Here is a 25,356-nt window from a genome sequence, read left to right on the forward strand (position 1 = left end):
CAGACGCGCCGGGCCAGGGGTCTTTAATGGGACGCAGGGTCCGTCGCGGCCCGTCCCCGAGGCGCACCGTCTTCGAGACGTACCGTCCCCGAGGAGCCCCGGCGTCCGACCGGTCGAGAGAGAGGCGCGATGAAGTTCGGCAAGGCGAGCAAGGTCCCCTCCGAGCCGGCGACACCCGACCCGGTGGCCCTCGAGCGGGCCGTCTCCGAGGGCGTGCTCATCTCCCGTGCCGCCGCCGTCGTCTCGGTCGCCAACTCGATCGTCATCCGTGCCCTCCGGGACGACGAGCACTTCGACCACGAGCGCACCCGCGAGGCCGTGCGGACCATCCTCGGGCGTCTGGCGGCCGAGCAGCGTGAGCAGAACGAGCGCATCGGTGGCGAGCGTGCGAAGGCACTCAAGGCGAAGGGCCGGTCCCGGCACCAACACGACTACCGCCGGGGTGACGACGACACCCTCTGGTTCCGTGAGAAGACCTACACGGCCGTCGCCGAGAGGTTGGACGATCTGCAGTCCGACGACGACTTCGTCGACGGCATCGTGGCCTCGGCGGTCGACCGGGCGTGGGGCGACGTGGGCGCCGTGATCGTCACCAAGGTCTCGGCCGTCGAGGCGGTCGACCCGGCGTATCCCGACGAACGCGAGCAGCGCCTCCGTGAGTTCGTCGACGTCGACATCGCGCGGCTGCTGGCCCAGCCTCCGCCGGGGTCCGACGCGCCGCGCTCCACCTGATCCACGACTCCGTCCATCGGCCCCCGACCTGGGGCTTTCCCGGGCCTGACCGGGAGGACACCATGGGGGGACACGCTCGGCCCTCACCACGCGGAGCCCTCGTCGATCAGGCCACCGCTGTGGGAGGAACCCGGCATGAACCGTTTCGTGAGCCCCGTCGTGCGCGGGTTCATCCGTCAGCGCAACCGCTGGTTCGACCGTCGCCTCGGGTTGCCCCGGCCCGAGGGCGTGGCCCGGACGCACGCGCCCGGCACGAGCCCCGATCGCGTCCTGCTGTTCGGCAGCGGACCCGCCGTCGGGTGGGGCGTCCGCAGTCACGACCTGGGGCTCGCCGGCCATCTCGCTCGCGCGGTCTCGCTCGCGACCGGCCGTGGAGTCGACGTCGACGTCGTGGCCGACCCGGCCATGCGAACCGCCGACGCCAGACGTGTGCTCGGAGATCGTGACCTCACCCGCTACGACACGGTCGTCCTGGTGACCGGCATCAACGACGCCCTCGAGATGACGGACGTGACGAGGTGGCGACGCGCCTTCGTCGACCTGCTCGTTCACATCGAGACCGAGACCGGAGGGGCGAGCAGCCCCGTGCTCGTCACGGGCGTCCAGTCACCCAGCGAGGTGACGGTGTTCCGCATCGCCGGCGGGGGTCTCGTCGACCGACACGCGGCCGAACTGAACGCGGTGATCCGCGACGTCTGCTCGACGCATCCCCGCGTGCACGTGCTCATGCCGCCCTCGCCGCTCTCGGGCCACGACGACCGCGACCGGCTGATCGCCAAGTACGCCCGCTGGGGCGAGGCGCAGGCCGAGATGCTCGCGCCCATGCTCGACGCCCAGATGTCCGCCGGTGGAGGGGTGGCCCGTGCCCGCCGGCACGCACCGCAGGCCGAGGTGGACCGGGTCGAGGCGATCCGGTCGCTCGGCCTGCTCGACACCGATCCCGAGGAGCGTTTCGACGACATCGTCGAGCGAGCCCGGACCCTGCTCGGGGCGAGCGGAGCCGCGTTCTCGCTCGTCACGGCGGACCGGACCTGGAACAAGGCGCTCGTCGGGGGCGGTGACCGCGAGATGCCGGCCGCGCTCTCGTTCTGCGCCCACACGGTCGCCGGGGGCCAGCCGTTCATCGTCGAGGACGCCTGGGCCGACGAGCGGTTCGGCGTGGCGGCTCCGGCCCGGTTCTATGCGGGGTACCCCGTCGAGAGCCCGGAGGGCGTCCGCATCGGTGCCCTGTGCGTCGCCGATCCCGAGCCGCGCACGGTCGAGAGCGTCGACCTCGTCATGCTGCGCGAGCTCGCCCTCAGCGTGCAGCGCGAGCTCGCGAAGCAGGTCGTCGCGCGGTGACCCCCGCGGTGCAGAATCGACGGATGAGCGCCGAACCCCTCGTCACGCCCGACGGCCGCTATCTCGTGGTTCGCGGACGCCTGTGGCGGCGGACCGATCCCGGTCTCGACGAGACGACCCGCGCCTCCTTGGTCCACGAACTGATGGAGGCGCGGCGCGCGAAGAAGACGGCGCGGGCCGCCGAGGACGCTGCCGCCGTCGAAGCCGCCCGGGCCCGGGTCGACGCGGCCAAGACCTCGCTCGGCGAACGCGGGCCGGTGTGGTGGGACGACGACGCCCCCGACGAGACCCGCCGCATGGCACGGAACACGCGCTACGCCGAGTGGTTCGCGGGCGTCGAGTCCACGAGCTGACTAGTGCGCGATGCGATGCACCCCGCACCACGAAGTGGACGCCACACCACGAGAAAACGTGGTGCGGTGTCCACTTCGTGGTGCGGTGGCGGGTTGGTTGCCCGCCGCGGCCCGGACTAGCGGCCCTGGCGCTTCTTGAACGGCTTGGGCTGCCCCTTGACGGCGGGAGTGCGGCCCTTGCCCTTGGACGCCTTGGCCTTGCCGCCGGCCGGAGGGGGCGGCGGCGGCGTCGGGGTGGACGGACTCGCCAGTTCGTCCTCGGCGACGACGACGGCCGCCTGGCCGGCCTTGGTCAAGCGGTAGGGGGTGGCGTCGCGATCGAACAACTTGGCACCGAACTCGAGCTCGAGCGCCTCGATCGACGACTCGAGCTTCTGGCGTGAGATGCCGAGCTTGTCGGCCGCGACCGGGAAGTGCAGCACCTCGGCGGCGACGAGGAAGTGTCTCAGGTGACTCGTCTTCACGCGGTGGCGACCGAACCGCCGGTGGGGGAGTCCGCCCGGATGCCCAGGCCGTCGAGCGCCTTCTGGAAGATCGTCAGACCGCTCATGCCGGGCAGGTTCGAGATGTTCTGGTCGAGCTTGACCGCGGCCTTGCGTCCTTCTTCGCCGCTCATCAGCTGCCCGAAGACGAACTTCACGTCGTCGACCTCCATGATCGAGGAGCCCACCGGCGCCCAGACCTTCGACAGCAGGAAGCGCGTCAGCTTCTGAGCCTTCTTGCTCGCCAGCAAGCGCTCGCGGGCCTGCGAGACGTAGAACGCCACGTGGCGGGCCTCTTGCTTGGCGATGCGCTTCAGCAACTCGGCGAGGACGGGGTCCTGCTCGAGCTCGGCCATGCGCTTGTACGCCGACACGGCCGAGTACTCGTTGGCCGCGCCCCACGACATGTGGACGGCGACGAAGTCCGAACCGACGATCTTGCCCAGCAGACCCTGCTTGACCGGGTCGAGACGCTCGCGCCAGCCCAGCTTGAGCCGGTTCGCCCGCAGCTGGTCGTAGTCGACCGTGATGCCGTGCACCTCGAGGATCGCGGCCAGGGCCTCGCCGTGCCAGAACTCTTCGCGGTTCCACATGGTCATGAAGGTGGTCATCTCGTTCTCTTTGTGAGAAGGAGTCGTGAGCAGGTCACGGGTGTAGCAGACCGTGTGGTACTCGACGTCGGCCATGTACCGCAGCGTCCGCAGCGAGTCGGCCGACAGGGGGTTCTTACGGAAGTGGTCGAGGTCGAGGTCGTCCCAGCTCAGTCGTTCGGAGGTCGCCGCGAACTTGTCGATGTCGAAGGCCATGTGATGTCAGGAGGCGCGGGCTCAGGCCCTGCCTCCGTCTCCTTTCGCTGTGGTGCCGCTGGTGCCGCTGCGCGTCCAATCCCGGATGCTCCATCTTCTTCGGAGCGCTTCGCGTGCCAGATTGCTGTCGGGGTTGACCGCGTTCGGATGGCCGACCATCTCGAGCCAGGCGAGGTCGGCGAACGAGTCACCATAACCGTACGACCCCGAGAGGTCGATGTCGTTCGCCTGGGCGTACTGGCGCAGCCATGCGCCGCGGGCCTCGTCGACCAGGGGAGGTTGCGCGAGGTAGCCGGTGTAGACCCCGTCGCGCTGGTGCATCGTGCTCGCGACGACCTCGTCGAACAGGTGCGCCAGGGGAGTCGTCAAGGTGTCGATCGACCCCGTGACGAGCACGGTGCGGTGCCCGGCGGCGCGGTGCTCGGCCAGGCGGGCGAGCGCGTCCGGGAGCGTGTGGCGGAGGACCGTGTCGGCGTAACCGCGTGAGCGGACCACACCCGAGAGACGGGCCACGGGCATCCCCTCGTACCGACGCGAGAAGGTGCGGATGAACTCGCCGCGGTCGCGGCCCTCGGCGCGCAGGTAGCGAGGCAGCGAGGTGAGCAGGCTGGCGACCTCGCCGGGCCAGGCGGCCTTGCGGAACCCGGCCGACCGCACCCAGAGATACTGCTCGACGATGTTGCTGTCGAGCACGGTGCCCTCGAGGTCGAACACGGCCACGACGTCGTCGCGCCGCGGCAGGGCCCGCGTGTCGGCGACGACGGCCGACGCGGCGGGTCGCACCGAGAACGCCCGGGTCATCGAGGTGATGGACGGGAAGTGCACCTCTTGGAAGTAGGCCTCCCAGTCGACGTCGGTCACGTCGAAGCCGATGTCGGCGGGCGAACCCACGGGAAGCCCGGCGTGCAGGGCGCGGGTGCGGCGGTCGTCGAAGATGATCTCGGACTGGACGTAGTGGCGGTAGAGGTCGGTCAGGCTCTGCAACGACTCGAGGTCGGCCCGGCGGGTCTGCACCCCGGCCAGGGCCGTGCGGGTGCGGAGCGTGCTCGGCATGCGGGTCAGCACGGCCTCGCGGACGTCGTTGACGCGGTTGGCGGTGCGGATGGCGCCCTCGACCTTCCGCACGCCCGGGAACTTCCAGTGCGGGGCCTCGATCGACGAGTGCTCGTCGCGCGGCAAGGGGTTCGCCGTGAAGAACGCCTTGAGGTTCTCGAACATGCGCAGGATCGAGAACGGGTTGCTGCCCCCTGAGCTGGCGTGGAAGTACTGGGGGCTGCCGGCCTCGACCGGGTTCGCGGCGACGGCGAGGATGACGTTGACGACGTAGTCGACCGGGATCACGTCGAGCACGCTGTCGGGCACCCCGGGGAACTCGGGCAGCAGTCCGCGGGCGTACGACATGATCAGCGGGTCGGCGACCTTGAAGCCGTCGATCCACCCGGGGTAGGGGTGCCGGTGCGCGCTCTCGACGATCGCCGGTCGGACGATCGACAGGCGGTGCCCGGCGTCGGCCCAGAGCTCTTCGGCGGCGCGCTCGGCGAACGCCTTGGTCAGCGTGTAGACGTCCGTCCAGCCGAGTGTCTCGGCCCTGGTCCGCCCGTAGTCGACGAGACGGGCCTTGACCCAGGCGACACGCGCCTCCTCGGCCGCCGCGGCGACGGCCTGCGGGCCGGTCTTGCCGTGCGCCGCACGACCCTGCGCGAGGAAGGTGCGCAGTGTCTCGGGCTGGCGGGAGGCGGCCTCGACCCGGGCACGGGCGTCGGCGGCCGCGGAGCGCTCGACCCGCCAGTCGACGGAGTGGGCCAGGGACGCCTCGGGGAACACGCCCTTGCGGATGCCGCCGACGTAGGCCGTCGAGACGTGGACCACGTGCGGGTCGGTGCCGGTCTTCCGCAGGGCCTCGTACAGCCCGACCGCCCCGCCGACGTTGGTCTCGAAGGCCTGGTCGATCGGCGGGTCGAACGACACGGTCGACGCACTGTGGATCACGACGTCGAGGTCGCCGGGCAGGTCGGGCAGGTCGCCGAGTCCGCTCTCGATCACGCGGAGTCGCTCGGCGAGGGCCTTCTCGACACCGTCGGACCCCATGTCTTCGCGCCAGGACGAGAACACGGGCTTCTTCAGCAGATGCCGCAGGCGACCCTCGGCCGAGGTGCCGGCCTTGGGGCGGATCAGCAGGGTGACCGTGGTGCCGGGGTGTGACGCGAGGAGGCGCTCGAGGATGGCCTGGCCGACGAAGCCCGTGCCGCCGGTCAGCAGGACGTGCGAGTCGCCCAGGTCGACCCGGGTGGCGCCGGGCGTGCGGTCGGGCAGGGCGAGGCCGGGGGCGGAGCTCATGAGGTCAGCTTTCTGGTCACGACGGCCGCGACGGTGGCGTCCATGCCCGGCAGGTCGGCGACGAGTGCGCCCACGCGGTCGGCGCGCAGGTGACCGTCGGCCCCGCCGAACACGGTGACGTCGAAGAAGGTGCGTTCGGAGTCGGCACGCTCGACGGCGCCGACTGGCCACACGGCCGTCAGCAAGGAGGCGCGGGTCATCTTCACCGAGCGGCGCGAGTCGCGCAGGCGCCAGTCGGCCTCGCTCGCGAAGAAGCGTTCGTGGCGGGCCTTCACCACCCGGGCCCGGTCGATCACGGTGGTCAGCGTCGGGTGACCCCCCAGCTCGTCGAGCCGGTCGTATGCCTCTCGGAGCACCCATTCGTCGACGGCACCCGTCGTCGTGTGGACGGCGACGATCGGGGACCCCACGGTGATGGCCTGGAGGGCACGCGTGATGGGGCCGCGACGCTCGACGGCCTCGGAGGCGGCGTGGCGCTTCGGGCCCTCGGGCACGTCGCGGTTGCGGGGCTCGCCGTGGGCCTCGAGGACGGCGTCGAGGGCGTCGGCCAACCAGAATTTCTCGAACGCCCAGGTGACGAGGAACGCGGTGACCCTCGTGTCTTTGTGGGTGGCCGTGACCAGCAGGTTGCGCAGGTTCTCCATCGTGGCGCTCTCGAGCCGACCGAGGTGGCGGACGAGGCGTAGGGCGTCGGGATCGAGGGGCGTGTCGGTGAATCCGGACAGGTCGAGGTCGGGACGCCAGTTGCCCTGGGCCGTCCTGGTGAACTCGCGGATGTCGAAGTCGAGGTCGGTGCGCGGGGAATCTCTGGTCGTCATGACAGGTGATCCTCCGGGGCAGAAGTGGACGAGGCGAGAAGGGCCTCGAACGGGTCTCGATGCGCGCAGTCTGCTCTCAGCACCGTATCGTAAGCGGCATGGCTGTAGCGCTCGTCACCGGGGGCACGTCCGGCATCGGAGCCGAATTCGCCCGCCAACTCTCCATGCGCGGCTGGGACATCGTCCTGGTCGCTCGTGACCTCACCCGACTCGACGAGACGGCGACCGCGCTGCGCGCGCTCGGGCGTGACGTCGAGGTCGTCGCGGCCGACCTCGGCGACCGTCGCGACGTCGACCGGGTGGCGGAGCGGCTGGCCGATCCGACCCGTCCCGTCGACCTCCTGGTGAACAATGCCGGTTTCGGCATGCACACCCCGCTGACCTCCCCCGACGTCGCCGCGCACGACCTCGCGTTCGAGGTCATGTGCCGAGCCGTCCTCGTGCTCTCGGGCGCCGCCGCCCGGTCGATGCGCGAGCGCGGGCACGGCCGGATCGTCAACGTGTCGAGTACCGCGGGCCTCATGGCCATGGGCAGCTACTCGGCCATCAAGGCGTGGGTGACCTCGTACAGCGAGGGCCTCTCGGTCGAGCTGAAGGGCACCGGCGTGGGCGTCACGGCCCTGCTGCCGGGCTGGGTGCGGACCGAGTTCCATCAGCGCGCCGGCATAAAGTCGTCGTCGATACCCAACGCCCTGTGGCTCAGCGCCGAACAACTCGTCGTCGCGTGCCTGCGCGACGTCGACAAAGGCAAGGTGATCTCCATGCCCACGCTTCGGTACAAGGTGCTGATGGGATTGGTCCGGCATGCCCCGAAGGGTGCCGTCCGCGCCGTCTCGGGGGCGATCTCGTCGAGCCGCCGCAAGCCAGGGGGGCAGTGAGCGTGCGAAACGATCGTGACGGGCGCCGCGAGCACGCACGCCTCGACGCCGTGGCCCAGCGGGTGGACGACGTCAGGGCCGACGTGGCGCAGCGCGCGGGCGACGTGGCCCAGCGCGCCGGCGGCGTGGCGAGCGACGTCCGCGACCGGTTCAGTTCGCGTCGGCACGCCATGGCGCGCTACGTCGCCCAGCGCATGGTCCTGAAACCGACGATCTGGTCGATCACCGACGTGACCGTCATCGACCGTGACCGCGTCGAGGGCCTGACCGGCGGATTCATCGTCGTCGCGAACCACTCGAGCCACCTGGACGCCCCGCTCATCCTGGGAGCACTGCCCCGCAAGCTGGCCCGCTACCTCGCCACCGGCGCCGCGGCCGACTACTTCTTCGACGTGCCCTGGCGTCGTCAGCTGACCGAACTGTTCTTCAACGCCTTCCCGGTGCAGCGGGGCTCGGGGACGCCGGCGTCCGCGGCCGACGCGGCCCGCGCCTCCTCGTCCGGTGCGTCGGCGGGGTCGACGCCGCAGAGTTCGGCCCGTCGGCGGGCCGCGGCCAAGGCGGCCGCCCGAGGCCGCCAGGGACAGCCCACCGTCAGTGCGCGATCGCTGTTGCAGCGCGGCTACCCGGTGCTGGTGTTCCCCGAGGGGACCCGTTCGAAGGACGGCGCGGTCGCCGCGTTCAAGCCCGGTGCCGCCGCCCTCGCCTCGGCCTGCGGCGTACCGGTGGTCCCGCTCGCCCTGATCGGTGCCAACATCGCCCAGCCCCGGGGTCGCAGTTGGCCTCGACCCGGTCGACTGCCCGTCGGGGTCGCGTTCGGCGACCCGATGCGGCCCCACGACGGCGAGTCCGTCACCGACTTCTCGACGCGCGTGCGCACCGAGATCCTGCGTCTGAAGGACGCCAACACCGCCCGCATCCTGGGCCCGTCAGACCCGCTCGAAGGAGAACGCCCGTGACCGACGTCCAGCAGAAGAAGAGCCCCGCCGTCGACGGCGTCAAGCACATGAAGTGGTGGGGTTGGGGCGTCGAGGGTGTCGCGTTCCACCACGACGACAAGCCCGCCTTCGCCCCCTTCGTCAAGAAGATCGTGGGCGTCGAGCTGTCGCAGGGTCACGACACCGGCCTCTCGTTCGACGACCTCGACGTGCCCGCCTCGCGGGTCGGCACCGAGGTGCTCGACTCGCTCGTCCAGATCGTGGGTGACGGCCAGGTCGTCACCGAGGACCACGACCGGGTCGTCCACACCTACGGCAAGAGCATCCGCGACCTGATCCGCATCCGCGCGGGGCGTCTCGACCGCGTCCCCGACGTGGTCGTCTACCCGGCCGACGAGGACGAGATCCAACGGATCGTCGACCTCGCCGTCGCGAGCGACCTCGTGCTGATCCCGTTCGGCGGCGGCAGCAACATCGTCGGCAGCCTCGAACCGTTGCCCGCCGAGGAGCGCACGGTGGTCTCGCTCGACATGGGGCGCCTCGACAAGGTGCTCGACATCGACGAGGACGGCGGACTCGCGCGCATCCAGGCCGGTGGCCAAGGCCCCGACCTCGAAGAGCAGTTGAACGCCCGCGGCTGGACCCTCGGGCACTTCCCCGACAGCTTCACCCACTCGACCATGGGCGGGTGGGTCGCGACCCGGTCGTCGGGCATGCAGAGCGACAAGTACGGCGACATCGCCGACATCACCAAGGGCTTGCGGGTGGTCCGCCCCGGTGGCGTGCTCTCGATCCGCGCCGTGCCCAGCGCCTCGACCGGGCCGTCACTGCGCGAGATGATCATCGGCAGCGAAGGGCGCCTGGGCGTCATCACCGAGGTCACGGCCCAGGTGCACCGCCTGCCCGAGAAGCGCGAGATCCTCGCCTACCTGTTCCCGTCGTGGCACGACGGCCTCGCCGCCATGCAGGCCATCGCCGAGAGCGACGTCAGCCCCTCGGTCACCCGCGTCAGCGACGCGCACGAGACGGCGTTCTCGTTCGCCACGTCGAAGCCGGGCAAGGGCATCTCGCAGAAGGTCACCGACGCCCTGCCGCTGCTGTTGAAGGCCAAGGGCTGGGACGTCGACGCCATGTGCCTGTCGTTCATCGGCTACGAGGGCAGCCCCGAGCACGTGGCCCACACGCAGAAGGCCGTCGCCAAGATCGTCAAGGCGAACAAGGGCATGAGCGTCGGCAAAGGACCGGGCAAGCTCTACGACCAGAAGAAGTTCGACACGCCCTACCTGCGCGACTTCTTCATGGACCACGGAGGCGCGGCGGACGTCTCCGAGACCGCCGCGCCCTGGTCGAAGCTGCGCCTCGTGTCGTCGCGGGTCTACGCGGCGGCGAACCAGGCGTTCGACCAGATCGGCAAGCAGGGCTGGATCATGGGTCACCTGTCGCACTCGTACCACTCGGGGGCGTGCCTCTACTTCACCTTCGCGTTCGAGCACGGAGACGACGCCGAGGCCGAGTACGACGTGGTCAAGCACGCCATCCAGCAGGCCTTCATCGACACCGGGGCCACCGTCTCGCACCACCACGGCGTCGGGCTGGAGCACCAGCCGTGGCTCGCGCAGGACGTCTCGCCCGAGGGCGTGGCCGTCATGCAGGGGCTGTTCGACTCGGCCGACCCGGGTCGCGTGTTCAACCCCGGGAAGGTGACGGGCGCCTAGTCCTCGCGCCGCGCCTCCTGCGCTGCCGCCCCGCCACGCCACGCCACGAAATGGTCACAGCACCGCGATTAGTCCTGGTGCTGTGACCATCTCACGGTGTCCTCCGACCGGACGTGTCTCGTGCACAGGGGGGACGACGTGAATCCCGTCCACAGGGAGGCGCTGGTCGACGCTCGAGGGCGGTGGGCGCGGACAGGGTGGGGGCATGACCGCTGCGCTTCCACTCCTGGGTGGCGGGGTGACGGGGACACACAGGGGCACGGCGCAGGGAGGCTGCCTAAGATGAGCATCGATTCGTCCGCACGGACCCTGTTCACGGAAGAGACCCACGCATGCCCGGAATCCACGCCGACATCACCTCGGCCTTCGGCAACACCCCGCTCGTGAAGCTCAACTCACTGCCCGCCGAAGGCGGTGCCGAGGTGCTGGCGAAGCTCGAGTTCTACAACCCGGGCGCCAGCGTCAAGGACCGTCTCGGCGTCGCCATCGTCGACGCCGCCGAGGCATCCGGTGACCTGAAGCCCGGTGGAACGATCGTCGAGGGCTCGAGCGGCAACACCGGCATCTCGCTCGCCCTGGTCGGGGCGGCCCGGGGCTACCGGGTGATCGTGACGATGCCCGAGACGATGAGCGTCGAACGACGCACCGTCATGAAGGCCTACGGCGCCGAGATCGTCCTGACCCCCGGCCCCGAGGGGATGAAGGGCGCCGTCGAGCGCGCGAAGCAGATCGCTGCCGAGACCGAGAACGCCATCTGGGCGCAGCAGTTCGAGACCCGGGCCAACGCCGAGATCCACCGGCGTACGACGGCCGCCGAGATCCTGCGCGACACCGATGGCGAGATCGACTTCTTCGTCGCGGGCGTCGGCACCGGCGGCACGATCACGGGCGTCGGTCAGGTGCTGCATGAGAAGGTCCCGGGCGTGAAGGTCGTCGCCGTCGAGCCCGCCGACTCGCCGCTGCTGAGCGAGGGCAAGGCCGGGCCGCACAAGATCCAGGGCATCGGGGCGAACTTCGTCCCCGAGGTGCTCGACCGTTCGCAGATCGACGAGGTGTTCCCCGTGCAGCTCGAGGACGCCCTGCGCGTGGCCCGTGACCTGGCCAGCCGAGAGGGCATCCTCTCGGGCATCTCGTCGGGCGCCATCATCCACGCCGCGCTCGAGATCGCGAAGCGACCCGAGAACGCCGGCAAGCGCATCGTGGCGATCGTCTGCGACACGGGCGAGCGCTACCTGTCGACGGTGCTCTTCCAGGACCTCGCGGACGCCTGACGTGCACCTGGTCGCCCGCCTGCGGGAGGACCTCGACACCGTCACGGGGCGGGACCCGGCCGCTCGAGGACGCCTCGAGACGGCCCTGGTCTACTCGGGCCTGCACGCCGTCTGGGCGCATCGCGTCACCTCGCGACTCTGGCGTGCGGGGCCGGCACCGCGCCTCCTCGGGTCCCGGTTCGCCGCCCGGGTGATCTCGCAGCTCGCCCGGTCGGCGACCGGCGTCGAGATCCACCCCGGGGCGCGCCTCGGGGCCCGTCTGTTCATCGACCACGGCATGGGCGTCGTCATCGGTGAGACCGCGGTGGTCGGGGACGACTGCACGATCTTCCACGGCGTGACCCTCGGCGGCAAGGGACGAGGAGGCGCGCTCGGCCGCCGGCACCCCACCGTCGGCGACGGCGTGATGATCGGTGCCGGCGCGGCCGTGCTCGGCGGCGTCACCGTGGGCAGCGGCAGCGTCGTCGGAGCCAACGCGGTGGTGACGAAGGACGTCCCGGCGGGCTCCGTGGCCGTCGGTGTCCCCGCCGTCGCCCGACCCCGCCGACCCTGACGACGCCGCACGTGACGACGCTGCCGGGTCCGGTCAGCGGCGGGGCTCCCAGCGGAAGAACTTCATGGCGGCGACGGCACCGAGGGCGGCCCAGACCAGCGTCGGAGCCAGCAGCACGGGCACGAGCGACAGGTCGCCGCCGTTCCAGGCAAGGGTGATCAGCTCCATCAGCCCACCGCCCGGCAGGATGCGCTTCAGCCACAGAAGGTCGTCGGCACCCGTGATCGTCCACCAGATCGCCACGCCGAGCGTGATCAGGTAGAGCGGCATGGTCGTGTACTGCGCGTGCTCCGGCGAGGTGCTGAAACCCGCCGTGGCCAGGGCGAAGCCGGCGAACATGGCCTCGGCGATCAGGACGGCCGCGACGAGCAGCCCGGCGTGGACCGGGGGTTCGCGCAGGCTCAGGACGCCGAGCACGATGGCGAGTTGCGCGACGCTGATCGCCACGACGGGCAGCACGAGGCCGGCGATGATCCCCGCGTCGCCGACCGATCCGCTGCGCAACCGCTTCAGGTAGAGCGACTGCCGACGGGCCGCGAGGGTGGTTGTCGCGGTGATGTAGACGCCGAGGCCCACCATGCCGATGATCTGGACGCCGGCGAGCATGCCGGCTGTGCCGTACGAGTCGAAAGCGTAGGTGACGGCCCCGAATCCCAGGGGCAGGAGCAGGGCGCAGAGCGCGACGGTTCGGTTGCGAACGAGCATGCGCAGCTCGGCGAGGGCGATGGCGAGCGGGCCGGGACGACGGCGTGACGCCGTCGACGGGGTGGCGGAGGCGCTGGTCACGGTGGTCATGGGGGGTCCTTTCGGAGCGGGGCGGAGCGGAGCGGGGCGGGGCGGGTTCTGGGCGACCGGACGGTCAGGAGGCGCGGCTCAGCTCTCGGAACACGTCGTCGAGTCCCGACTCGTGCACCGTGAGCCGGGCCAGCGTGCGGTCGGCCTCGGCCGCCCAGCCGAGCAACAGCCCGAGGTCGCGTTGGGCGTCGACGGTCTCGACCACGACGAGGTCGTTCTCGGTCCGGGCGACGGCCAGCGGCAGGCCGTCGAGCGGGCCGGGGGCCACGAAGCGGATAGAGGTCGTGCTGCCGGCCGTGAGGTCGGCGACGGTCCCTTCGCGTCGGATGCGCCCTCCGTGCATCAGGCCGATGCGGTCGGAGTTCTCGGCGGCTTCTTCGAGATAGTGGGTGGTCAGGAGGAACGTGACCCCCGCCTCCCGCAGTTCGGTGACGACGGCCCACAGGGCGTCGCGTGCCGCGGGGTCGAGCCCGGTGGTGGGTTCGTCGAGGAAGACCAGTTCGGGCGTGCCCCAGACGGCCGCCGCGAAGTCGACCCGTCGACGCTCGCCGCCCGACAGCTGGGCGACACGGGCCGTCGCCTTGTGGTCGATGCCGACCAGGCCGAGCACGCGGTCGACGTCGTCGTCGCGACCCGAGACGGCGCCCGACAGCAGGACGCTCTCGCGCACGGTCAGCTCGGGGGCCAGACCGGAGTCCTGCAGCATGGTGCCGATCCGGGGCCGGATGCGCCGGCGGTCGGTCGGATCGCCACCGAGGACCTCGACCCGGCCCGCCTCGGCCGTGCGATGCCCCTCGAGCACCTCGAGCGTGGTCGTCTTGCCCGCACCGTTCGTGCCCAACAGGGCGTAGAGCTCACCGCGACGGACGGTCAGGTCGACGCCGTCCACGGCGGTGAAGGAGCCGTACGAGCAGGTGAGGCCGCGCGTCGAGATGACGACGTCGCCGCGTTCGGCGGAGCCCGGCGTGACGGCCGGTCGGGGCGTGGTGTCGATGGAGTTCGTCATGACCTCGACGATCTCGCGTCGGACGCGTCGCGGGTAGTGCCGACGTGGCACCTGTGGATGGTGACATCGGTCATGCACAGGCATGACATCGCGAGGGTCCGGTCCTGCGGCGCCTCCGTTAGCGTGGACGCATGCCCCGCCTCCCGCTGACCGTGCGCCCCCGATCGGGCGGTCGGCGGCCACCGCTGGCCCGCATGCGGCGCTACGTCACCTGGTCGTTCGTGGCGCTCGCCGTCTTCACCACCCTCGTGCTGCTCGCGACGCTGGTGGCCGAGCGCGCCTCCCCGTGGCTGCTGGCGGCTTCCGCGGCGGCCGGCGTGCTCGTCACGGTCCACTCGTTCTTCTGGGAAGGCAGCCCGCCCGTCCTGCTGACCGCCGGGGGTCTCGTCGTGTCGTACGGGGTGTGGCTGGCGGTGCCGCTCGGGGGGCACACCACCCTGTTGCTGTTCTTCTTCGGTCTGACGGTGGGTTACCTGACGACGACGCCCCCTTTCGCTTCCTGGCGGTGGGCCGTCGTCGCGGTGGTCGCCGCCCTCGTCCCGGTCGTCGTCACCGGGGCGGACGAGCCCGCTCGGCTCGTGGGTCTGTCATTGGCGGTCACGATCGGCCTGCTGTCGCTCTACGCGATCTGCCGCCTGAACCGGTACGGCTTCGACCTCTACCTCGAGATCGACTCGGCCCGCGAGACGCAGTCCGAGCTCGCCGTCATGCGAGAGAGGTACCGGTTCTCGGCCGATCTGCACGACATCCAGGGCCAGGCGCTGCACGTCAGTCGCCTGCAGCTACAGCTCGCCGACAAGACCCTCGACCGTGACCCGGTCGCCGCACGACAGCACCTCCGCGAGGCCGAGCAGCTGATCGTGCAGACGATCGCCGAGACCCGCCGGCTGGCCTACGGCGAACGCACCCTCACGCTGGCGGGCGAGCTCGCCAACTCGACCGAGCTGATCCGGGCCGCCGGCATCGTCCTGGACGTCACGGGTCGGGCACCGGTGGGGCACCCGGCCGACGACCTGTTCGGTCACACGGTGCGTGAGGCCACGACCAATCTGCTGCGGCACGCCCAGGCCGAGCACGTCACGATCGACCTGGCCGACGACGCGGTCGTCGTGGTGAACGACGGGGCGAGCACGCCGATCCGGGGGCTGAGCGGCCTGGCGCGTCTGGCCGATCGCTTCGCCGAGGTCGGGGGCACGCTGACCACGAGCCACCACGAGGGCGTCTTCCGCACCGAGGCCCGGGCACCGCGATCGAGGAGTGCCGAGTGATCCGCGTGCTGCTGGCCGACGACGAGACGTTGCTGCGGCGGTCGATCGCCGCCCTGCTCGACCTGGCCGACGACATCGAGGTCGTGGCTCAGGCCGCGGACGGCCTCGAAGCCGTCCGCTTGACCGCCGAGCACGAGCCCGACGTGGTCTTGCTCGACCTCGAGATGCCCGGCATGGACGGAATCGAGGCCGCGACCATCATCCTCGCGCGGCGACCCGACCAGGCCGTCGTGCTGTTGACGCGACATGGTCGCCCGGGGGTGTTGAAGCGGGCGCTGACCGCGGGCGTCCGGGGGTTCCTGCCCAAATCGGTCGACCCCGACGAACTGCAGCGGGTCATCGTGCAGGTGCACGGCGGGCGTCGGTACATCGACGCCGACATCTCGGCATCGGCCATGATGGACGACTGCCCGCTGACCGACCGCGAGCTCGACGCCCTGCGCCTGACGACCGACGGCTTCTCGGTACGCGAGATCAGCGCACGCTTGCACCTGGCTTCGGGCACGGTGCGCAACTACCTGTCGTCCGCGATGCAGAAGACGGGCAGCTCGTCGCGGCACACCGCCGCCCGCTTGGCGCGAGAACGCGGCTGGCTCTGACCGACGGTGCGGCGGGGCACCTGGGGGGTCAGTAGTCAGCCGTCAGGCGTTGGTGAGTTCGCGCCCGCGCGATCCGTCGGTCGCCGAGGAGGCACGGCGGGGCTCGCGGGGCTCGAAGCGTCCCTTGAGCTTCAGGGCGGGTTTCTCGACGAAGTGATGCGAGAGCACCGACGTGCCGATCGCGAACGCGAGCACGAGGACGATGCCGAGGGCCCCTTGGACGAAGGGTTCGACGAGTGCGATGAAGACGACGTGCCAGAGGTACAGGGGGTACGAGATCGCCCGTCCGAACCAGGCGACCGGTGCCAGGGACAACACCCACGCGACGGGGGACGACGCGGTGACCAGGCCGCCGATCAGGAGCACGGAGGCGACCCCGACGGCGGGCAGCATCACGGCGAAGGTGAGCACGCTCTGCTGCCAACCCGACCCGATGACGAACAACGAGCCGACGACGCCGCCGAGACCGAGCCAGGTGGACAGGGCACCCCAGCGACCGGCGAGGGCGGTCCGCACCCGCTCGGACCGGAGGACAAGCGCGAGTGCGCAGCCCATCAGCAACGGGGCCACGTTGAGGACGGGGCTGAAGTAGATGTCGGGGGTCGCGCTGCCCGACGGGCGGTCGTAGAGGAACCACGTCGCCACCGCCGAGGCGACGATGACGACCGACAGCCCGGCGACCAGGGCTCGGCGCTTGACCGCGACGGCGAGGAGGAGCACGAGCACGGGCGGCCAGACGAGGTAGAACTGTTCTTCCATCGACAGGCTCCACATCGGGGCGAAGACGCCCTGGGACGTGTCGAAGAAGGCGCGGGCGAGGTTGCCCGTGTAGGTCAGGGCGATCAGGGCGGCACCGATGGGACCGAGGGTCGAGCCTTGGTAGTCGCCGACGAGCCACCACAGAGCCACGCCGACCACGACCACGGCCAGCAATGTGGGGTACAGCCGCAGCAGACGTCGCACCCAGAACCGACCGAGGCGGATGCGTCCCGTCGTGGCGTGCTCGCGGAGCAGAAGAGTAGTGATCAGGTAGCCCGACAGCACGAAGAAGACGTTGACGCCCACGAACCCGCTGCCGAATCCCGGCACGTGCAGGTGGTACAGGACGACCAGGACGATGGCCATCGTGCGCAGTCCGTCGAGGGGCAGCACGCGATCCCGGCGCGTGGCCGATACGGGGCGCGCGGTCGGCTCCGTGGTCGGCAGGGCTGAGGGCATCGTTGCAGTGTGCCTCAGTATCCTTGGTGCCGCCCGAACGAGCAGGGCCAGGTTCGCTTCCCGGCCCTGCTCGTCGCGCGTGACGACCCGGGTGGTCCTAGCCGCGCTGCTGCGGGACGCGACGCGGCAGGGCGAACACCAGCACGAACGAGGCCAGGGCGAAGATCGCGCTGACGAGCATCGCGTGGGCCGCCGCGTCGGTGAACCCGGTGGCGACGTCGGCCGGCGTGCGGCCCGAGATGGTGAGCGTGCCGAACAGCACGCTGCCGATGATGGCGATGCCGACGGCCGAACCGATGCGTTGGATGGCCGAGATGACGGCGCTGGCCGATCCGGCGTCCTGCCGGTCGACGGTGGCCACGATGAACTGCACGTTCGGAGCGATGAAGAAACCGTTGCCGAGGCCGGCGAGCAGCAGCGGCACGAGCAGCATCCAGTTGGTCAGATCGGCGGCGTCGACGGTGACGAGCACGAGCCACATCCAGGTCAGGCCGATCGTGACGAGTGCCGTGCCGAGGATCAGCACGCCTCGCCCGAGCCGGGCGGCGACCCGGTTGCTCTGGGAGGAGCTGATGATGCTGCCGACCGCGAACGGGATCGCCACGGCGCCCGAGGCCAGTGCGCTGTTGCCGAGGCCCGACTGCCAGAGCAGCGAGATGGTGAAGAAGATGCTGGTGAAGGCCGCGAAGTAGACGAGCGCGAGCACGACGCCGCCGGTGAACGACGGGTGCGAGAAGAGCTTGGGCGGGACGAGGGGGGTCTTGCCGCGCTTCGTGTACGCGACCTCCCACAGGCCGAAGAGGGCGAGCAGGACGACGCCTGCGGCGATGGTCAGGTAGGTCCACAGGGGCCAGCCCTCGTCCTGCCCCTGGATCAGCGGGACGAGCAGGGCGACGAAGGCTCCCGAGACCAGCACCAGACCGATCCAGTCGAGCCCGCGGTCCGGGCGGGGCACCGACTCGTCGCGCTTGGGCAGCAGGACGGCGGCGGCGATCAGGGTGATGACGCCGAAGGGCAGGTTGACGTAGAACACGAGACGCCAACCGTTCTCGTCACCGAACGCCTGGATGATCAGACCGCCGATGATCGGGCCGAGCGCCGACGAGACGCCGATCACGGCACCCATGATGGCGAAGGCCTTGCCGCGCGAGCGGCCGGGGAACAGCAACTGAATGAACGCCGTGACGGCGGGGACGAAGATGCCGCCGGCCAGACCCTGCACGACGCGGAAGACGACGAGCTGGGTGTCGTCCTGGGCGAGACCACAGGCGAGCGATGCGAGCGTGAAGAGCAGCACGCCCGTGAAGTAGACCCACTTGTGGCCGATGCGGTCGCCGATCCGGCCGGCGGGGATCAGCGCGAGCCCGAAGGCGAGCGCGTAGCCCGAGATGATCCACGACAGGGTCGACTCCGAGGCGTCGAGCGTCGTGCGGATCGTCGGGAGGGCCACGTTGACGATCGTCGTGTCGAGCAGGGCGATGAACATGCCGAGCAGCAAGGCGACGAGCGCGTACCAGGCATGACGAGGCACGCCGGCGGGCTGGCCGGGACCGGCCCCGGGGGAGGACGGCGACGAGGCGCCGGTCGGAGCGGAGGCGTGGGTCATGGGGGTGGCCTTTCGGGCGGCGGCACGGGCCGTGAGGCGAGGCGGGGAGGGCGTGGGGCGAGGCGGGAAGCCAGGGGCGGCACGAGGCCGGAGCGCGTGACGTCGGCGTCGGGGCGGGCGCGGGACGCAGGAGGCGCTGGTCACCGACCAGCGCCTCCTGATTTTTGCACGTTCTGCACCCGAGCGCGCACCGCCGTCGCTCTGCCTGCGCAATTCGCGACACCTCGGTGGCGACATGCCGCGCGGTGGCGAAATTGAGCGGCGTGTCGCCCTCTCGATGTCGCGAATTGCACACCCGGAGGCGCGGTGCCGGTCGCGAATTGCCCGCCCGGAGGTGCGGCGCGAACTTTTCCCGTCTCTGCTGAGGCGACGTCGAAGGGCCCCGCCGGTACGGCGGGGCCCTACGACGAACGAGGTGTCGAGGTCAGCGGCGGCCGAGGCGACGTTCGCCGGCCGTGCCGGTCTGGTACACGAGGCCGTAGTGCTCGAACACGGCGGGCTCGCGGGCCGCCTCGAGTTCTCCGTCGGTCTCGATCGACGGAGCGTCCTTGATGAGCTTCTTGGCGAACTGCACCTTGAGGTGCTTGGGGGCGACGACCGCGCCCTGCAACGGCACGAAGACCAGGCGCGAGCGGCCGAGCAGGCCGGCCGTCACGGTGGCGAAGGCGGGCTGGTCGGCGGCGGTGTCGAAGTAGATGCTCTCGAGCGAGCCGACCTTGTCACCGTCGGGGTCGACGACCGGCATGCCGATCCAGTCGCGGATATTCTCGGCTTCGAACATGGTGTGCCTCCTCTGGCGCGGGCCGCGTCCCGGCCCGTCGAATCCGAGGCTAGTGGTGCCCGGCCCCGAGCGCTCAGGCGGGGAAGCGCCCGCGCAGGGCCTTCTCGGCGAAGCCCCGCACCTCGTCGGTCAGCCTCAGCCGGTCGGGCCCGTCGACGGCGGCCAGCAGGGCTTCGGCACGGTCCGGCTCGAGCCCGGTGAAGGCCTCGCCGATCGTCACCCCGTGCGACGGCCGCGACAGCACGCTGACCCCGTCTCCTGCCTCGACGGGCCCCGCTTTCACCACCCGCAGGTAGGTGCCCGGGCGGCCTTCGGCGAAGAACCGCTTGACCCATCGGGTCTCGCCCAGGTGCCGGGCGAACGTGCCGCAGGGGACGCGTGGCTTGGTGACCTCGAGCACGAGGGTCTCGCCCACCGCCCAGCGTTCTCCGATCACGGCGCCCGTCACGTCGACCCCGGTCGTCCGCAGGTTCTCGCCGAACAGCCCGGGCGTCACCTCACGGCCGAGCAGCTCGGCGAAGTGGGAGGCGTCCTCGTCGGCGTACACGTACACCGCCTGGTCGAGGCCGCCGTGGTGCTTGCGATCGGCTTGCAGGTCGGCCCGCAGGCCCAGGGGCCGCACGTGCACGGGCCCGTCCACGGCGCGCTTGTCGATGGCGGTCACACCGATCGTGCCCGAGTCGGGCAGCAGAGCGGACACGCGGCAGACGGCGGTGACGGTGGCCGCGACGACGGTGGCAGGGGCGACGGTGGCGGGGGCGACGGTCATGCCCTCCATCGTGGCGGACGACGCGACCGACGGGTAGCGCCGGCCCGCGCCTCCTCGGTCTGCGTCCCCCCACCGCCCCACGACGGGTGTCACCCGATTGCGGGCTGGCTGCCCATCGGGCAACCTGCCAGGCTCGGCGCGACGAAAGGGATGACATGGTTCACGGCGGCTACGCGGTCATCGACGTCGAGACGACAGGCCTCTGGCCCGGGCGGCACCACCGGGTCATCGAGGTCGGCATCGTGCACCTCGACGCCCACGGCGATGTCGAGGCGTCGTTCGAGACGGTCGTCGACCCCTCGCGGGATCTCGGGCCCATCCACGTGCACGGCCTCCGCAGCGCGGACGTGCGCGGGGCACCGCGGTTCGAGCACATCGTCGACGATCTCTGCGACCACCTGCGCGGCCGAGTCGTCGTCGCGCACAACGCCCGCTTCGAGGCGCAGTTCCTCGCGGCGGAGTTCGCGCGCCTGGGGCTGGTCTCGCCGCTCGGACCCGACGGGGCCGGTGCCCTGTGCACGATGAAACTCGGGCCCACCTACCTGCCCGGTGCCGGCCGGACGCTCGCCGACTGCTGCGCCGCCATCGACGTCGACCTCACGGTGGCGCACGAGTCGTTGGCGGACGCGACCGCGACGGCTCGCCTGCTGGCCGCCTACCTGCGCATGGGCGACGCCCAGTCGGCCTGGTGGCAGGACTGGGGTCGATACGCCGCGCTGCAGCAGTGGCCGACGGCCGAGACCCCGAGGACGACGCCGAACCCCCGGTACGCAGGAGGCGCGGGCGGCGCCGACGACGGAGGCCACGGTCCCGGTCGCGCGGCCTGGCGATCCCGGCGCCGGGTCGTCCGCGTGCCCGAGTTCGCCTCCGCTCCGTCGGCGGGCGCGGTGCTCTCGGCGTCCGGTGCCGTGGCCCCCACCGCTCCCGCGGCGGTGCCCCCGGCGAGCCCCACGGGCAGCATGCACCTGACGGGCCCCGTCGACCTCGATCTCGACCGCGACGTCTACGGCTTGCCCGTCGAACCGGCGCCGGCCGAGCCGCGGTTCCTCGAGCGGGCCACCGAACTCCTGCCCCAGCTCGACCTCGACCGTCGGCAGAACCAGTACGCGGCGATGCTCGACAAGGCACTGTCCGGCGGCTACCTCTCGACGGACGAGGCCGGCAACCTCGCGACCCTCGCCGAGGAACTCGACCTGGACGAGTCGGCGCGGGCCCTGCTGCACGACCGCTACTTCTCGTCGCTGGTCTCGACCGTGTGGGCGCACGACGTGCTCTCGGACGACGAGCGGCGGCAGGTCGACGCGGTGGCCGAGTTGCTCGGCATCGCACCGCACCGACGCGATGCCGCTCTCGTGCCTTCGGTGCTCGAGCGCGCCCCCCGCCCCGCGGACGAGGACGAGCTCGACGAGTTCGAGGTCATCGAGGGGCTCGACGAGACCCTGGGGGTCGCATCCGAGATCCGTACGCCGACCCTGGCCCGGCCCGACGTCGGCCCGTTGGCGCCCGGCGCGCAGGTCGCGCTCACGGGACCGCTGAGTCAAGGACGGGAGGCCCTGTCGCGCACGCTCGAGCGGGCCGGTCTGGTGGTGTGGCCGGCGGTGACGACCGCGACCTCGCTGGTCGTCGCGGCGGACGTCGCCAGCGCCTCGGGCAAGGTCCGCAAAGCCCTGCGCTACGGCGTCCCGGTGGTCGACGAGACGCAGCTGCCGTTCGTGCTGGCCCGCTCGCGCCGATCGCGCACCGCCGCCTGACGACGAGGCCCGCGGCTAGAGCCCCGGGTCGTCCTGGAGGTGGTCCTCGGTGTCGAGTGACGGCCACCCGGTCGAGTCGTCGGAGGCTGTCGCGTCGAGCGGAGTGCGGGGCATGGGTTCCGTCGGATCGAGGTGCACGGGGACTCCCGTCAGTCCGCCCGCGAGCTGCGAGAGGGGGGCGACCGGGGTCTGGGGCTGCGAGGCCCCACCGTACGCGCCTCGGAGGCCTGCGCCTAACGCTGCGGTCAGACGGTCAGGCGTCGCGCCACGACAGCGGCCGCTACTTCGACCAACGGGAGGCGGTTCGACCGCGCGTGCCGACGGATGCGCTGGAACGCCTCGTCCATGTCGACGGACTGCGTGTACGACACGACGCCCTTGGCCTGCTCGATCACGACACGACCGTCGAGGGCTCGTTGCAGTTGTTCGCGGGTCGAGTCGACCTCGCGCAGGGCACGCTCTTGCAGGATGCTGATGGTCGCCACGTCGGCCAGCGCTTGGGCGGCCGTCGCGTCGTCCTCGTTGAGGGTGCCGGTCGAGTCGCGGAACAGGTTCAGCGAGCCCAACGTCTGGTCGCGCAGCCTCAGCGGGATGGCGTGCACCGAGCCGTAGCCCGAGTCGCGCGCCAGGTCGGCGAAGACCGGCCAGCGGTCGTCGATCTCGCCGAGGTCGGGGACCGAGACGACGGTGCCGGTGGAGTACGACTCGACGCAGGGCCCTTCGCCGGCGCGCAACTGCAACAGGCCGACGAGCTTGCTGCGTTCGTTGGTCGAGGCGATCACCTCGAGGTCGCCGGTCGAGCCGACGAGGATGATTCCGGCGTCCGAGGCGTCGAAGAGGGAGGTGGTGCGCTCGACCAGCATCTGCAACACGTCGATGGTGTCGAAGCCGGTCACGAGCGAGTCAGCGAGCGTGACGAAGGTCTGCAGGAGCTGGGTCTCTCTGTCGCGGTCGGTCACGGGCGTCAGCCTAGGCCGTGTCGCCGACGACCGTTGCCGGACGTCACGAGAAGTCGAGCCTCCGCAGCACGATGTCGCTCGCGATCTCGCGGAGCGGTCGCCCACTGGACCAGGCGTGGCCGCGGATGACGAGGAGGGCTTCGTCGACCCCCACGCCGAGCTGCATCATGACCATTCCCGAGGCCTGGTGCACCTCGCGGGGGAAGGTCGTCGGGAAGAGGCTGTCGTCCCCGGACTCGAGCGCGTCGAGCGCCCGGGTGAGGACGCTCTTCCCGGCGATGCAGGCGAGGGTCCGGGCTTGGTCGACCTCGTCGTCGGTGAGTTCGCGGCGCTCGTCACAGTAGAGGTCCACGGCGCCGAGGTCGAGGCGACCGTACGAGAGGGGGAAAGCGGCGACGCTCACGACACCGGCCTCGGTCAGGGCTGCCGCGGCGGCCGGCCAGGCCGTCGGCGGAGCAGTGGCGAGATCGTGTTCGACCACCGGGCGGTTCGTGCTGTGGGCCTGCCAGCACGGGCCCTCGCCGAGGTCGAACTGGATCTCGTCGCGGCGTGCCGACACCGGATCGCTCGAGCACACCGGGCCGGTGCCGAGAGGTCCGCTGAGTGTGGAGACCGCCGCGCCGGACACGCCGAAGGTCTTGCGGAACGGGAGGCACAGGTCGCTGCCCGCCGTGGTGGCTCGGGCGAGGGCGGCGGCCGCAGCCCGGACGACGCGCGCCTCAGCCACGTCGAGCCTTCCGCGCGTCGCTCGACGAGGCACGGGGTGGAGACGGGTACACGAGTTCCTCCACTAAGGCCTGGGGCCATCGGGACGACTCTAGTCGGTCCGGGCTCCGACACGCTGGCGGCGGATGGTGCCACGATCGACGCCGTCGGCACGCCCGCGTCGTCTGGCACGGGCGGCTCACCGCGACCGACGTCCACCCCGCCGCACCCCGGCGGTAGGGCGTAGCGTGCGGGCATGACCCACGACAACGGCATCCCCGACGGCTCGACCGACATCACCGACGACGACAAGAAGTACACCGAGGACCTGGCCGACGGGTCGAAGGAAGATCTCGTCGACGACTCCGAGCAGAGTGACGACAGCGAGGTCTCGGACGGCAAGGACCAGTAGCCGCCCGGCCCCGGAACAGACTCCACCGTTCTGACGCGAGGGCCGTCATTCGCGGCGGTCTCGGCCCCCGGCGCGCCCGACACGCCAGGATGGACGGATGCCCTCGTCACCCCGTGCCCGTCTCGTCCGTCGATCGGCCGGTACGGCCACGAAGACGGACACGCCGCCCAGTCCGATGCAGCGCCCCAAGGCGTTCCGGTTCGGACTGATCGCGACCCTCGGCGGAGGACTCGGTGTCGGCATCATCGTCGCGCTCATGGCCCTCTCGACGATCCTCGTCTACATCGGCCTCGCGTTCTTCCTGGCGCTCGCCTTCGAGCCGGTCGTCCGACGCCTCGCCCGGGCCGGCGCGCCCCGCTGGGTCGGGGTGATCGTCGCCGTGGTGCTGGTCGTCGGGGTCGTCGTGGGCATCGTCGCCGCCGTGGTCCCGGCCCTGGTCGAGCAGATCGGGCACGTCGTGCGGACCGCGCCCGGCGCCCTGCAAGAACTGTCCCGTCAGCCGTGGGTGCAGCAGGCCGTCGAGACCGTCGGATTCGACGTCGACGTCGACGACGCCGTCGGGGCCATCACCTCGTACCTGCTCGACCCCGACCAGTTGCTCGCCCTCGGTGGGGGACTGCTGGCCGTGGGGCAGGGGATCACCAACGCCATCACCGCGGTGATCGTCGTCGCGATACTCACCCTCTACTTCGCGATCACGCTGCCGCAGATGCTGCGTTCGCTCAGCCGCGCCGTGCCGCGCAGCCATCGCGAGAACGTCATGAGCATCTCGGACGAGATCTTCCTGTCCGTCGGCCGCTACGTCGCCGGGCAGGTCGCACTCGCCGCGATCAACGCGGTGTTCGTCTTCATCGTGCTGACGATCGCCGGCGGACCGGTGCCGGTGCTCTTCGCGACCCTGGCCTTCCTCGGGGCGTTGATCCCCGTGGTCGGCACCGTCGTGGCCTACGCGATCATCATCGCCGCCACCATCACCGTCTCGCCGGTGACCGCGATCGTCGTCGGCATCGTGCTGCTCGTCTACGCCCAGGTCGAGGCCTACGTGCTCACCCCGCGCGTGATGTCCAAGGCCGTGGCGGTACCGGGGGCTCTCGTCATCGTGGCGGCGTTCGGCGGTGGGGCGCTCGGCGGAGTCCTGGGCGCCCTCGTCGCGATCCCGATCGCCACGGCCGGAGTGGTCGTCTTCGAGCGGGTCGTCGTGCCTCGGCAGCAGCGCGTCTAGACGTACTGAGCCGTCGGGTCGACGTCACGCGGTCTGCCGAAGTC

At 71.0% G+C, this 25,356-nt stretch carries 25 protein-coding genes; 13 read left to right on the top strand and 12 right to left on the bottom strand.

Features of this window, described 5'->3' with window-relative positions; all coding sequences use genetic code 11:
• Positions 1–129: 129 nt before the first annotated feature.
• The 3 genes from HRF36_RS00405 (at position 130) to HRF36_RS00415 (ending at position 2,426) form a co-directional block, all read left to right on the top strand.
• The gene (locus HRF36_RS00405; protein WP_173204621.1) at positions 130–732 is read left to right on the top strand and encodes a hypothetical protein; all 603 of its coding nucleotides are present in this window, start codon (positions 130–132) and stop codon (positions 730–732) included.
• Positions 733–867: 135 nt separating this feature from the next.
• Positions 868–2,073: a GAF domain-containing protein gene (locus HRF36_RS00410; protein WP_173204624.1), complete on the top strand. Its 1,206-nt coding sequence runs from the start codon at positions 868–870 to the stop codon at positions 2,071–2,073.
• Between the two features lie 23 nt (positions 2,074–2,096).
• A complete protein-coding gene (locus HRF36_RS00415) occupies positions 2,097–2,426 on the top strand; it encodes a hypothetical protein (protein ID WP_173204627.1) in 330 nt (109 codons plus the stop codon).
• Between the two features lie 116 nt (positions 2,427–2,542).
• On the opposite strand, the gene HRF36_RS00420 is transcribed toward HRF36_RS00415, so the two are convergent.
• The 4 genes from HRF36_RS00420 to HRF36_RS00435 are packed head-to-tail and all read right to left on the bottom strand — an operon-like array spanning position 2,543 to position 6,869.
• A complete protein-coding gene (locus HRF36_RS00420; RefSeq protein ID WP_123518545.1) occupies positions 2,543–2,890 on the bottom strand; it encodes a LysR family transcriptional regulator in 348 nt (115 codons plus the stop codon).
• Positions 2,887–3,714, bottom strand: a complete 828-nt coding sequence (locus tag HRF36_RS00425; protein WP_173204630.1) for a ferritin-like domain-containing protein — start codon at positions 3,712–3,714, stop codon at positions 2,887–2,889. The genes HRF36_RS00420 and HRF36_RS00425 overlap by 4 nt, the downstream gene beginning before the upstream one ends.
• A gap of 21 nt (positions 3,715–3,735) precedes the next feature.
• Entirely contained in the window at positions 3,736–6,051 is a 2,316-nt protein-coding gene (locus tag HRF36_RS00430; protein ID WP_173204633.1) for an SDR family oxidoreductase, read from the bottom strand.
• Positions 6,048–6,869 carry a hypothetical protein gene (locus HRF36_RS00435; protein WP_173204636.1) on the bottom strand — a complete coding sequence of 274 codons (822 nt, stop codon included), beginning with the start codon at positions 6,867–6,869 and terminating at the stop codon, positions 6,048–6,050. The genes HRF36_RS00430 and HRF36_RS00435 overlap by 4 nt, the downstream gene beginning before the upstream one ends.
• A 98-nt stretch (positions 6,870–6,967) precedes the next feature.
• Between HRF36_RS00435 and HRF36_RS00440 the strand changes: the two genes are divergently transcribed.
• The 5 genes from HRF36_RS00440 (at position 6,968) to epsC (ending at position 12,221) form a co-directional block, all read left to right on the top strand.
• Positions 6,968–7,747, top strand: coding sequence for an SDR family oxidoreductase (locus tag HRF36_RS00440; protein WP_173204639.1), 780 nt, complete (start codon positions 6,968–6,970; stop codon positions 7,745–7,747).
• On the top strand, positions 7,744–8,703 hold the full coding sequence (locus tag HRF36_RS00445; RefSeq protein WP_217270840.1) for a lysophospholipid acyltransferase family protein: 960 nt from the start codon (positions 7,744–7,746) through the stop codon (positions 8,701–8,703). Before HRF36_RS00440 ends, HRF36_RS00445 begins: the two co-directional genes overlap by 4 nt.
• Complete coding sequence (locus HRF36_RS00450; protein WP_371739935.1) at positions 8,700–10,397, top strand: FAD-binding oxidoreductase; 1,698 nt, start codon at positions 8,700–8,702, stop codon at positions 10,395–10,397. The genes HRF36_RS00445 and HRF36_RS00450 overlap by 4 nt, the downstream gene beginning before the upstream one ends.
• A 332-nt stretch (positions 10,398–10,729) precedes the next feature.
• On the top strand, positions 10,730–11,668 hold the full coding sequence (cysK, locus tag HRF36_RS00455; protein ID WP_173204645.1) for a cysteine synthase A: 939 nt from the start codon (positions 10,730–10,732) through the stop codon (positions 11,666–11,668).
• Between the two features lies 1 nt (position 11,669).
• Positions 11,670–12,221, top strand: a complete 552-nt coding sequence (gene epsC / locus HRF36_RS00460) for a serine O-acetyltransferase EpsC (RefSeq protein WP_173204648.1) — start codon at positions 11,670–11,672, stop codon at positions 12,219–12,221.
• Positions 12,222–12,254: 33 nt separating this feature from the next.
• On the opposite strand, the gene HRF36_RS00465 is transcribed toward epsC, so the two are convergent.
• Together HRF36_RS00465 and HRF36_RS00470 are read right to left on the bottom strand one after the other, a co-directional pair.
• Positions 12,255–13,016 carry an ABC transporter permease gene (locus HRF36_RS00465; protein ID WP_173204651.1) on the bottom strand — a complete coding sequence of 254 codons (762 nt, stop codon included), beginning with the start codon at positions 13,014–13,016 and terminating at the stop codon, positions 12,255–12,257.
• Positions 13,017–13,080: 64 nt separating this feature from the next.
• Positions 13,081–14,022 (bottom strand): ABC transporter ATP-binding protein, encoded by a 942-nt coding sequence (locus HRF36_RS00470; RefSeq protein ID WP_173204654.1) that lies wholly within the window; start codon positions 14,020–14,022, stop codon positions 13,081–13,083.
• A gap of 131 nt (positions 14,023–14,153) precedes the next feature.
• On the opposite strand from HRF36_RS00470, the gene HRF36_RS00475 reads away from it, so the two are divergent.
• Positions 14,154–15,290 (top strand): sensor histidine kinase, encoded by a 1,137-nt coding sequence (locus tag HRF36_RS00475; protein ID WP_173204657.1) that lies wholly within the window; start codon positions 14,154–14,156, stop codon positions 15,288–15,290.
• A complete protein-coding gene (locus tag HRF36_RS00480) occupies positions 15,287–15,889 on the top strand; it encodes a response regulator transcription factor (RefSeq protein WP_173204660.1) in 603 nt (200 codons plus the stop codon). The genes HRF36_RS00475 and HRF36_RS00480 overlap by 4 nt, the downstream gene beginning before the upstream one ends.
• Before the next feature lie 42 nt (positions 15,890–15,931).
• Here HRF36_RS00480 and HRF36_RS00485 read toward each other — a convergent pair whose 3' ends face one another.
• From HRF36_RS00485 to HRF36_RS00500, 4 genes are all read right to left on the bottom strand, one after another.
• Complete coding sequence (locus tag HRF36_RS00485; RefSeq protein WP_173204663.1) at positions 15,932–17,107, bottom strand: acyltransferase; 1,176 nt, start codon at positions 17,105–17,107, stop codon at positions 15,932–15,934.
• 97 nt (positions 17,108–17,204) lie between these two features.
• Entirely contained in the window at positions 17,205–18,713 is a 1,509-nt protein-coding gene (locus HRF36_RS00490; RefSeq protein ID WP_173204666.1) for an MFS transporter, read from the bottom strand.
• A gap of 424 nt (positions 18,714–19,137) precedes the next feature.
• Complete coding sequence (locus tag HRF36_RS00495) at positions 19,138–19,494, bottom strand: PRC-barrel domain-containing protein (protein WP_173204668.1); 357 nt, start codon at positions 19,492–19,494, stop codon at positions 19,138–19,140.
• 73 nt (positions 19,495–19,567) lie between these two features.
• Positions 19,568–20,263: an MOSC domain-containing protein gene (locus HRF36_RS00500; protein WP_173204671.1), complete on the bottom strand. Its 696-nt coding sequence runs from the start codon at positions 20,261–20,263 to the stop codon at positions 19,568–19,570.
• A 155-nt stretch (positions 20,264–20,418) separates the two neighbouring features.
• Between HRF36_RS00500 and HRF36_RS00505 the strand changes: the two genes are divergently transcribed.
• The gene (locus HRF36_RS00505) at positions 20,419–22,014 is read left to right on the top strand and encodes a 3'-5' exonuclease (protein WP_173204674.1); all 1,596 of its coding nucleotides are present in this window, start codon (positions 20,419–20,421) and stop codon (positions 22,012–22,014) included.
• Between the two features lie 245 nt (positions 22,015–22,259).
• On the opposite strand, the gene HRF36_RS00510 is transcribed toward HRF36_RS00505, so the two are convergent.
• Both HRF36_RS00510 and HRF36_RS00515 read right to left on the bottom strand, forming a co-directional pair.
• Positions 22,260–22,973 carry an ANTAR domain-containing protein gene (locus HRF36_RS00510; protein ID WP_371739937.1) on the bottom strand — a complete coding sequence of 238 codons (714 nt, stop codon included), beginning with the start codon at positions 22,971–22,973 and terminating at the stop codon, positions 22,260–22,262.
• Between the two features lie 43 nt (positions 22,974–23,016).
• Positions 23,017–23,700: a GAF and ANTAR domain-containing protein gene (locus HRF36_RS00515; protein WP_173204677.1), complete on the bottom strand. Its 684-nt coding sequence runs from the start codon at positions 23,698–23,700 to the stop codon at positions 23,017–23,019.
• A gap of 234 nt (positions 23,701–23,934) precedes the next feature.
• Between HRF36_RS00515 and HRF36_RS00520 the strand changes: the two genes are divergently transcribed.
• Both HRF36_RS00520 and HRF36_RS00525 read left to right on the top strand, forming a co-directional pair.
• The gene (locus HRF36_RS00520; protein WP_173204680.1) at positions 23,935–24,090 is read left to right on the top strand and encodes a hypothetical protein; all 156 of its coding nucleotides are present in this window, start codon (positions 23,935–23,937) and stop codon (positions 24,088–24,090) included.
• A gap of 97 nt (positions 24,091–24,187) precedes the next feature.
• Entirely contained in the window at positions 24,188–25,312 is a 1,125-nt protein-coding gene (locus HRF36_RS00525) for an AI-2E family transporter (RefSeq protein ID WP_173204682.1), read from the top strand.
• Positions 25,313–25,356 lie beyond the last annotated feature (44 nt).

The sequence above is a fragment of the Frigoribacterium sp. VKM Ac-2836 genome, assembly GCF_013248995.1.
Taxonomy (GTDB): domain Bacteria; phylum Actinomycetota; class Actinomycetes; order Actinomycetales; family Microbacteriaceae; genus Frigoribacterium.

What these genes read in the sequence shown, in the direction of transcription:
- HRF36_RS00405 (WP_173204621.1), top strand. Translation starts at nt 130, where the DNA reads ATGAAGTTCGGCAAGGCGAGCAAGGTCCCCTCCGAGCCGGCGACACCC.
- HRF36_RS00410 (WP_173204624.1), top strand. Translation starts at nt 868, where the DNA reads ATGAACCGTTTCGTGAGCCCCGTCGTGCGCGGGTTCATCCGTCAGCGC.
- HRF36_RS00415 (WP_173204627.1), top strand. Translation starts at nt 2,097, where the DNA reads ATGAGCGCCGAACCCCTCGTCACGCCCGACGGCCGCTATCTCGTGGTT.
- HRF36_RS00425 (WP_173204630.1), bottom strand. Translation starts at nt 3,714, where the DNA reads ATGGCCTTCGACATCGACAAGTTCGCGGCGACCTCCGAACGACTGAGC.
- HRF36_RS00430 (WP_173204633.1), bottom strand. Translation starts at nt 6,051, where the DNA reads ATGAGCTCCGCCCCCGGCCTCGCCCTGCCCGACCGCACGCCCGGCGCC.
- HRF36_RS00435 (WP_173204636.1), bottom strand. Translation starts at nt 6,869, where the DNA reads ATGACGACCAGAGATTCCCCGCGCACCGACCTCGACTTCGACATCCGC.
- HRF36_RS00440 (WP_173204639.1), top strand. Translation starts at nt 6,968, where the DNA reads ATGGCTGTAGCGCTCGTCACCGGGGGCACGTCCGGCATCGGAGCCGAA.
- cysK (WP_173204645.1), top strand. Translation starts at nt 10,730, where the DNA reads ATGCCCGGAATCCACGCCGACATCACCTCGGCCTTCGGCAACACCCCG.
- HRF36_RS00465 (WP_173204651.1), bottom strand. Translation starts at nt 13,016, where the DNA reads ATGACCACCGTGACCAGCGCCTCCGCCACCCCGTCGACGGCGTCACGC.
- HRF36_RS00470 (WP_173204654.1), bottom strand. Translation starts at nt 14,022, where the DNA reads ATGACGAACTCCATCGACACCACGCCCCGACCGGCCGTCACGCCGGGC.
- HRF36_RS00475 (WP_173204657.1), top strand. Translation starts at nt 14,154, where the DNA reads ATGCCCCGCCTCCCGCTGACCGTGCGCCCCCGATCGGGCGGTCGGCGG.
- HRF36_RS00485 (WP_173204663.1), bottom strand. Translation starts at nt 17,107, where the DNA reads ATGCCCTCAGCCCTGCCGACCACGGAGCCGACCGCGCGCCCCGTATCG.
- HRF36_RS00490 (WP_173204666.1), bottom strand. Translation starts at nt 18,713, where the DNA reads ATGACCCACGCCTCCGCTCCGACCGGCGCCTCGTCGCCGTCCTCCCCC.
- HRF36_RS00495 (WP_173204668.1), bottom strand. Translation starts at nt 19,494, where the DNA reads ATGTTCGAAGCCGAGAATATCCGCGACTGGATCGGCATGCCGGTCGTC.
- HRF36_RS00500 (WP_173204671.1), bottom strand. Translation starts at nt 20,263, where the DNA reads ATGACCGTCGCCCCCGCCACCGTCGCCCCTGCCACCGTCGTCGCGGCC.
- HRF36_RS00505 (WP_173204674.1), top strand. Translation starts at nt 20,419, where the DNA reads ATGGTTCACGGCGGCTACGCGGTCATCGACGTCGAGACGACAGGCCTC.
- HRF36_RS00520 (WP_173204680.1), top strand. Translation starts at nt 23,935, where the DNA reads ATGACCCACGACAACGGCATCCCCGACGGCTCGACCGACATCACCGAC.
- HRF36_RS00525 (WP_173204682.1), top strand. Translation starts at nt 24,188, where the DNA reads ATGCCCTCGTCACCCCGTGCCCGTCTCGTCCGTCGATCGGCCGGTACG.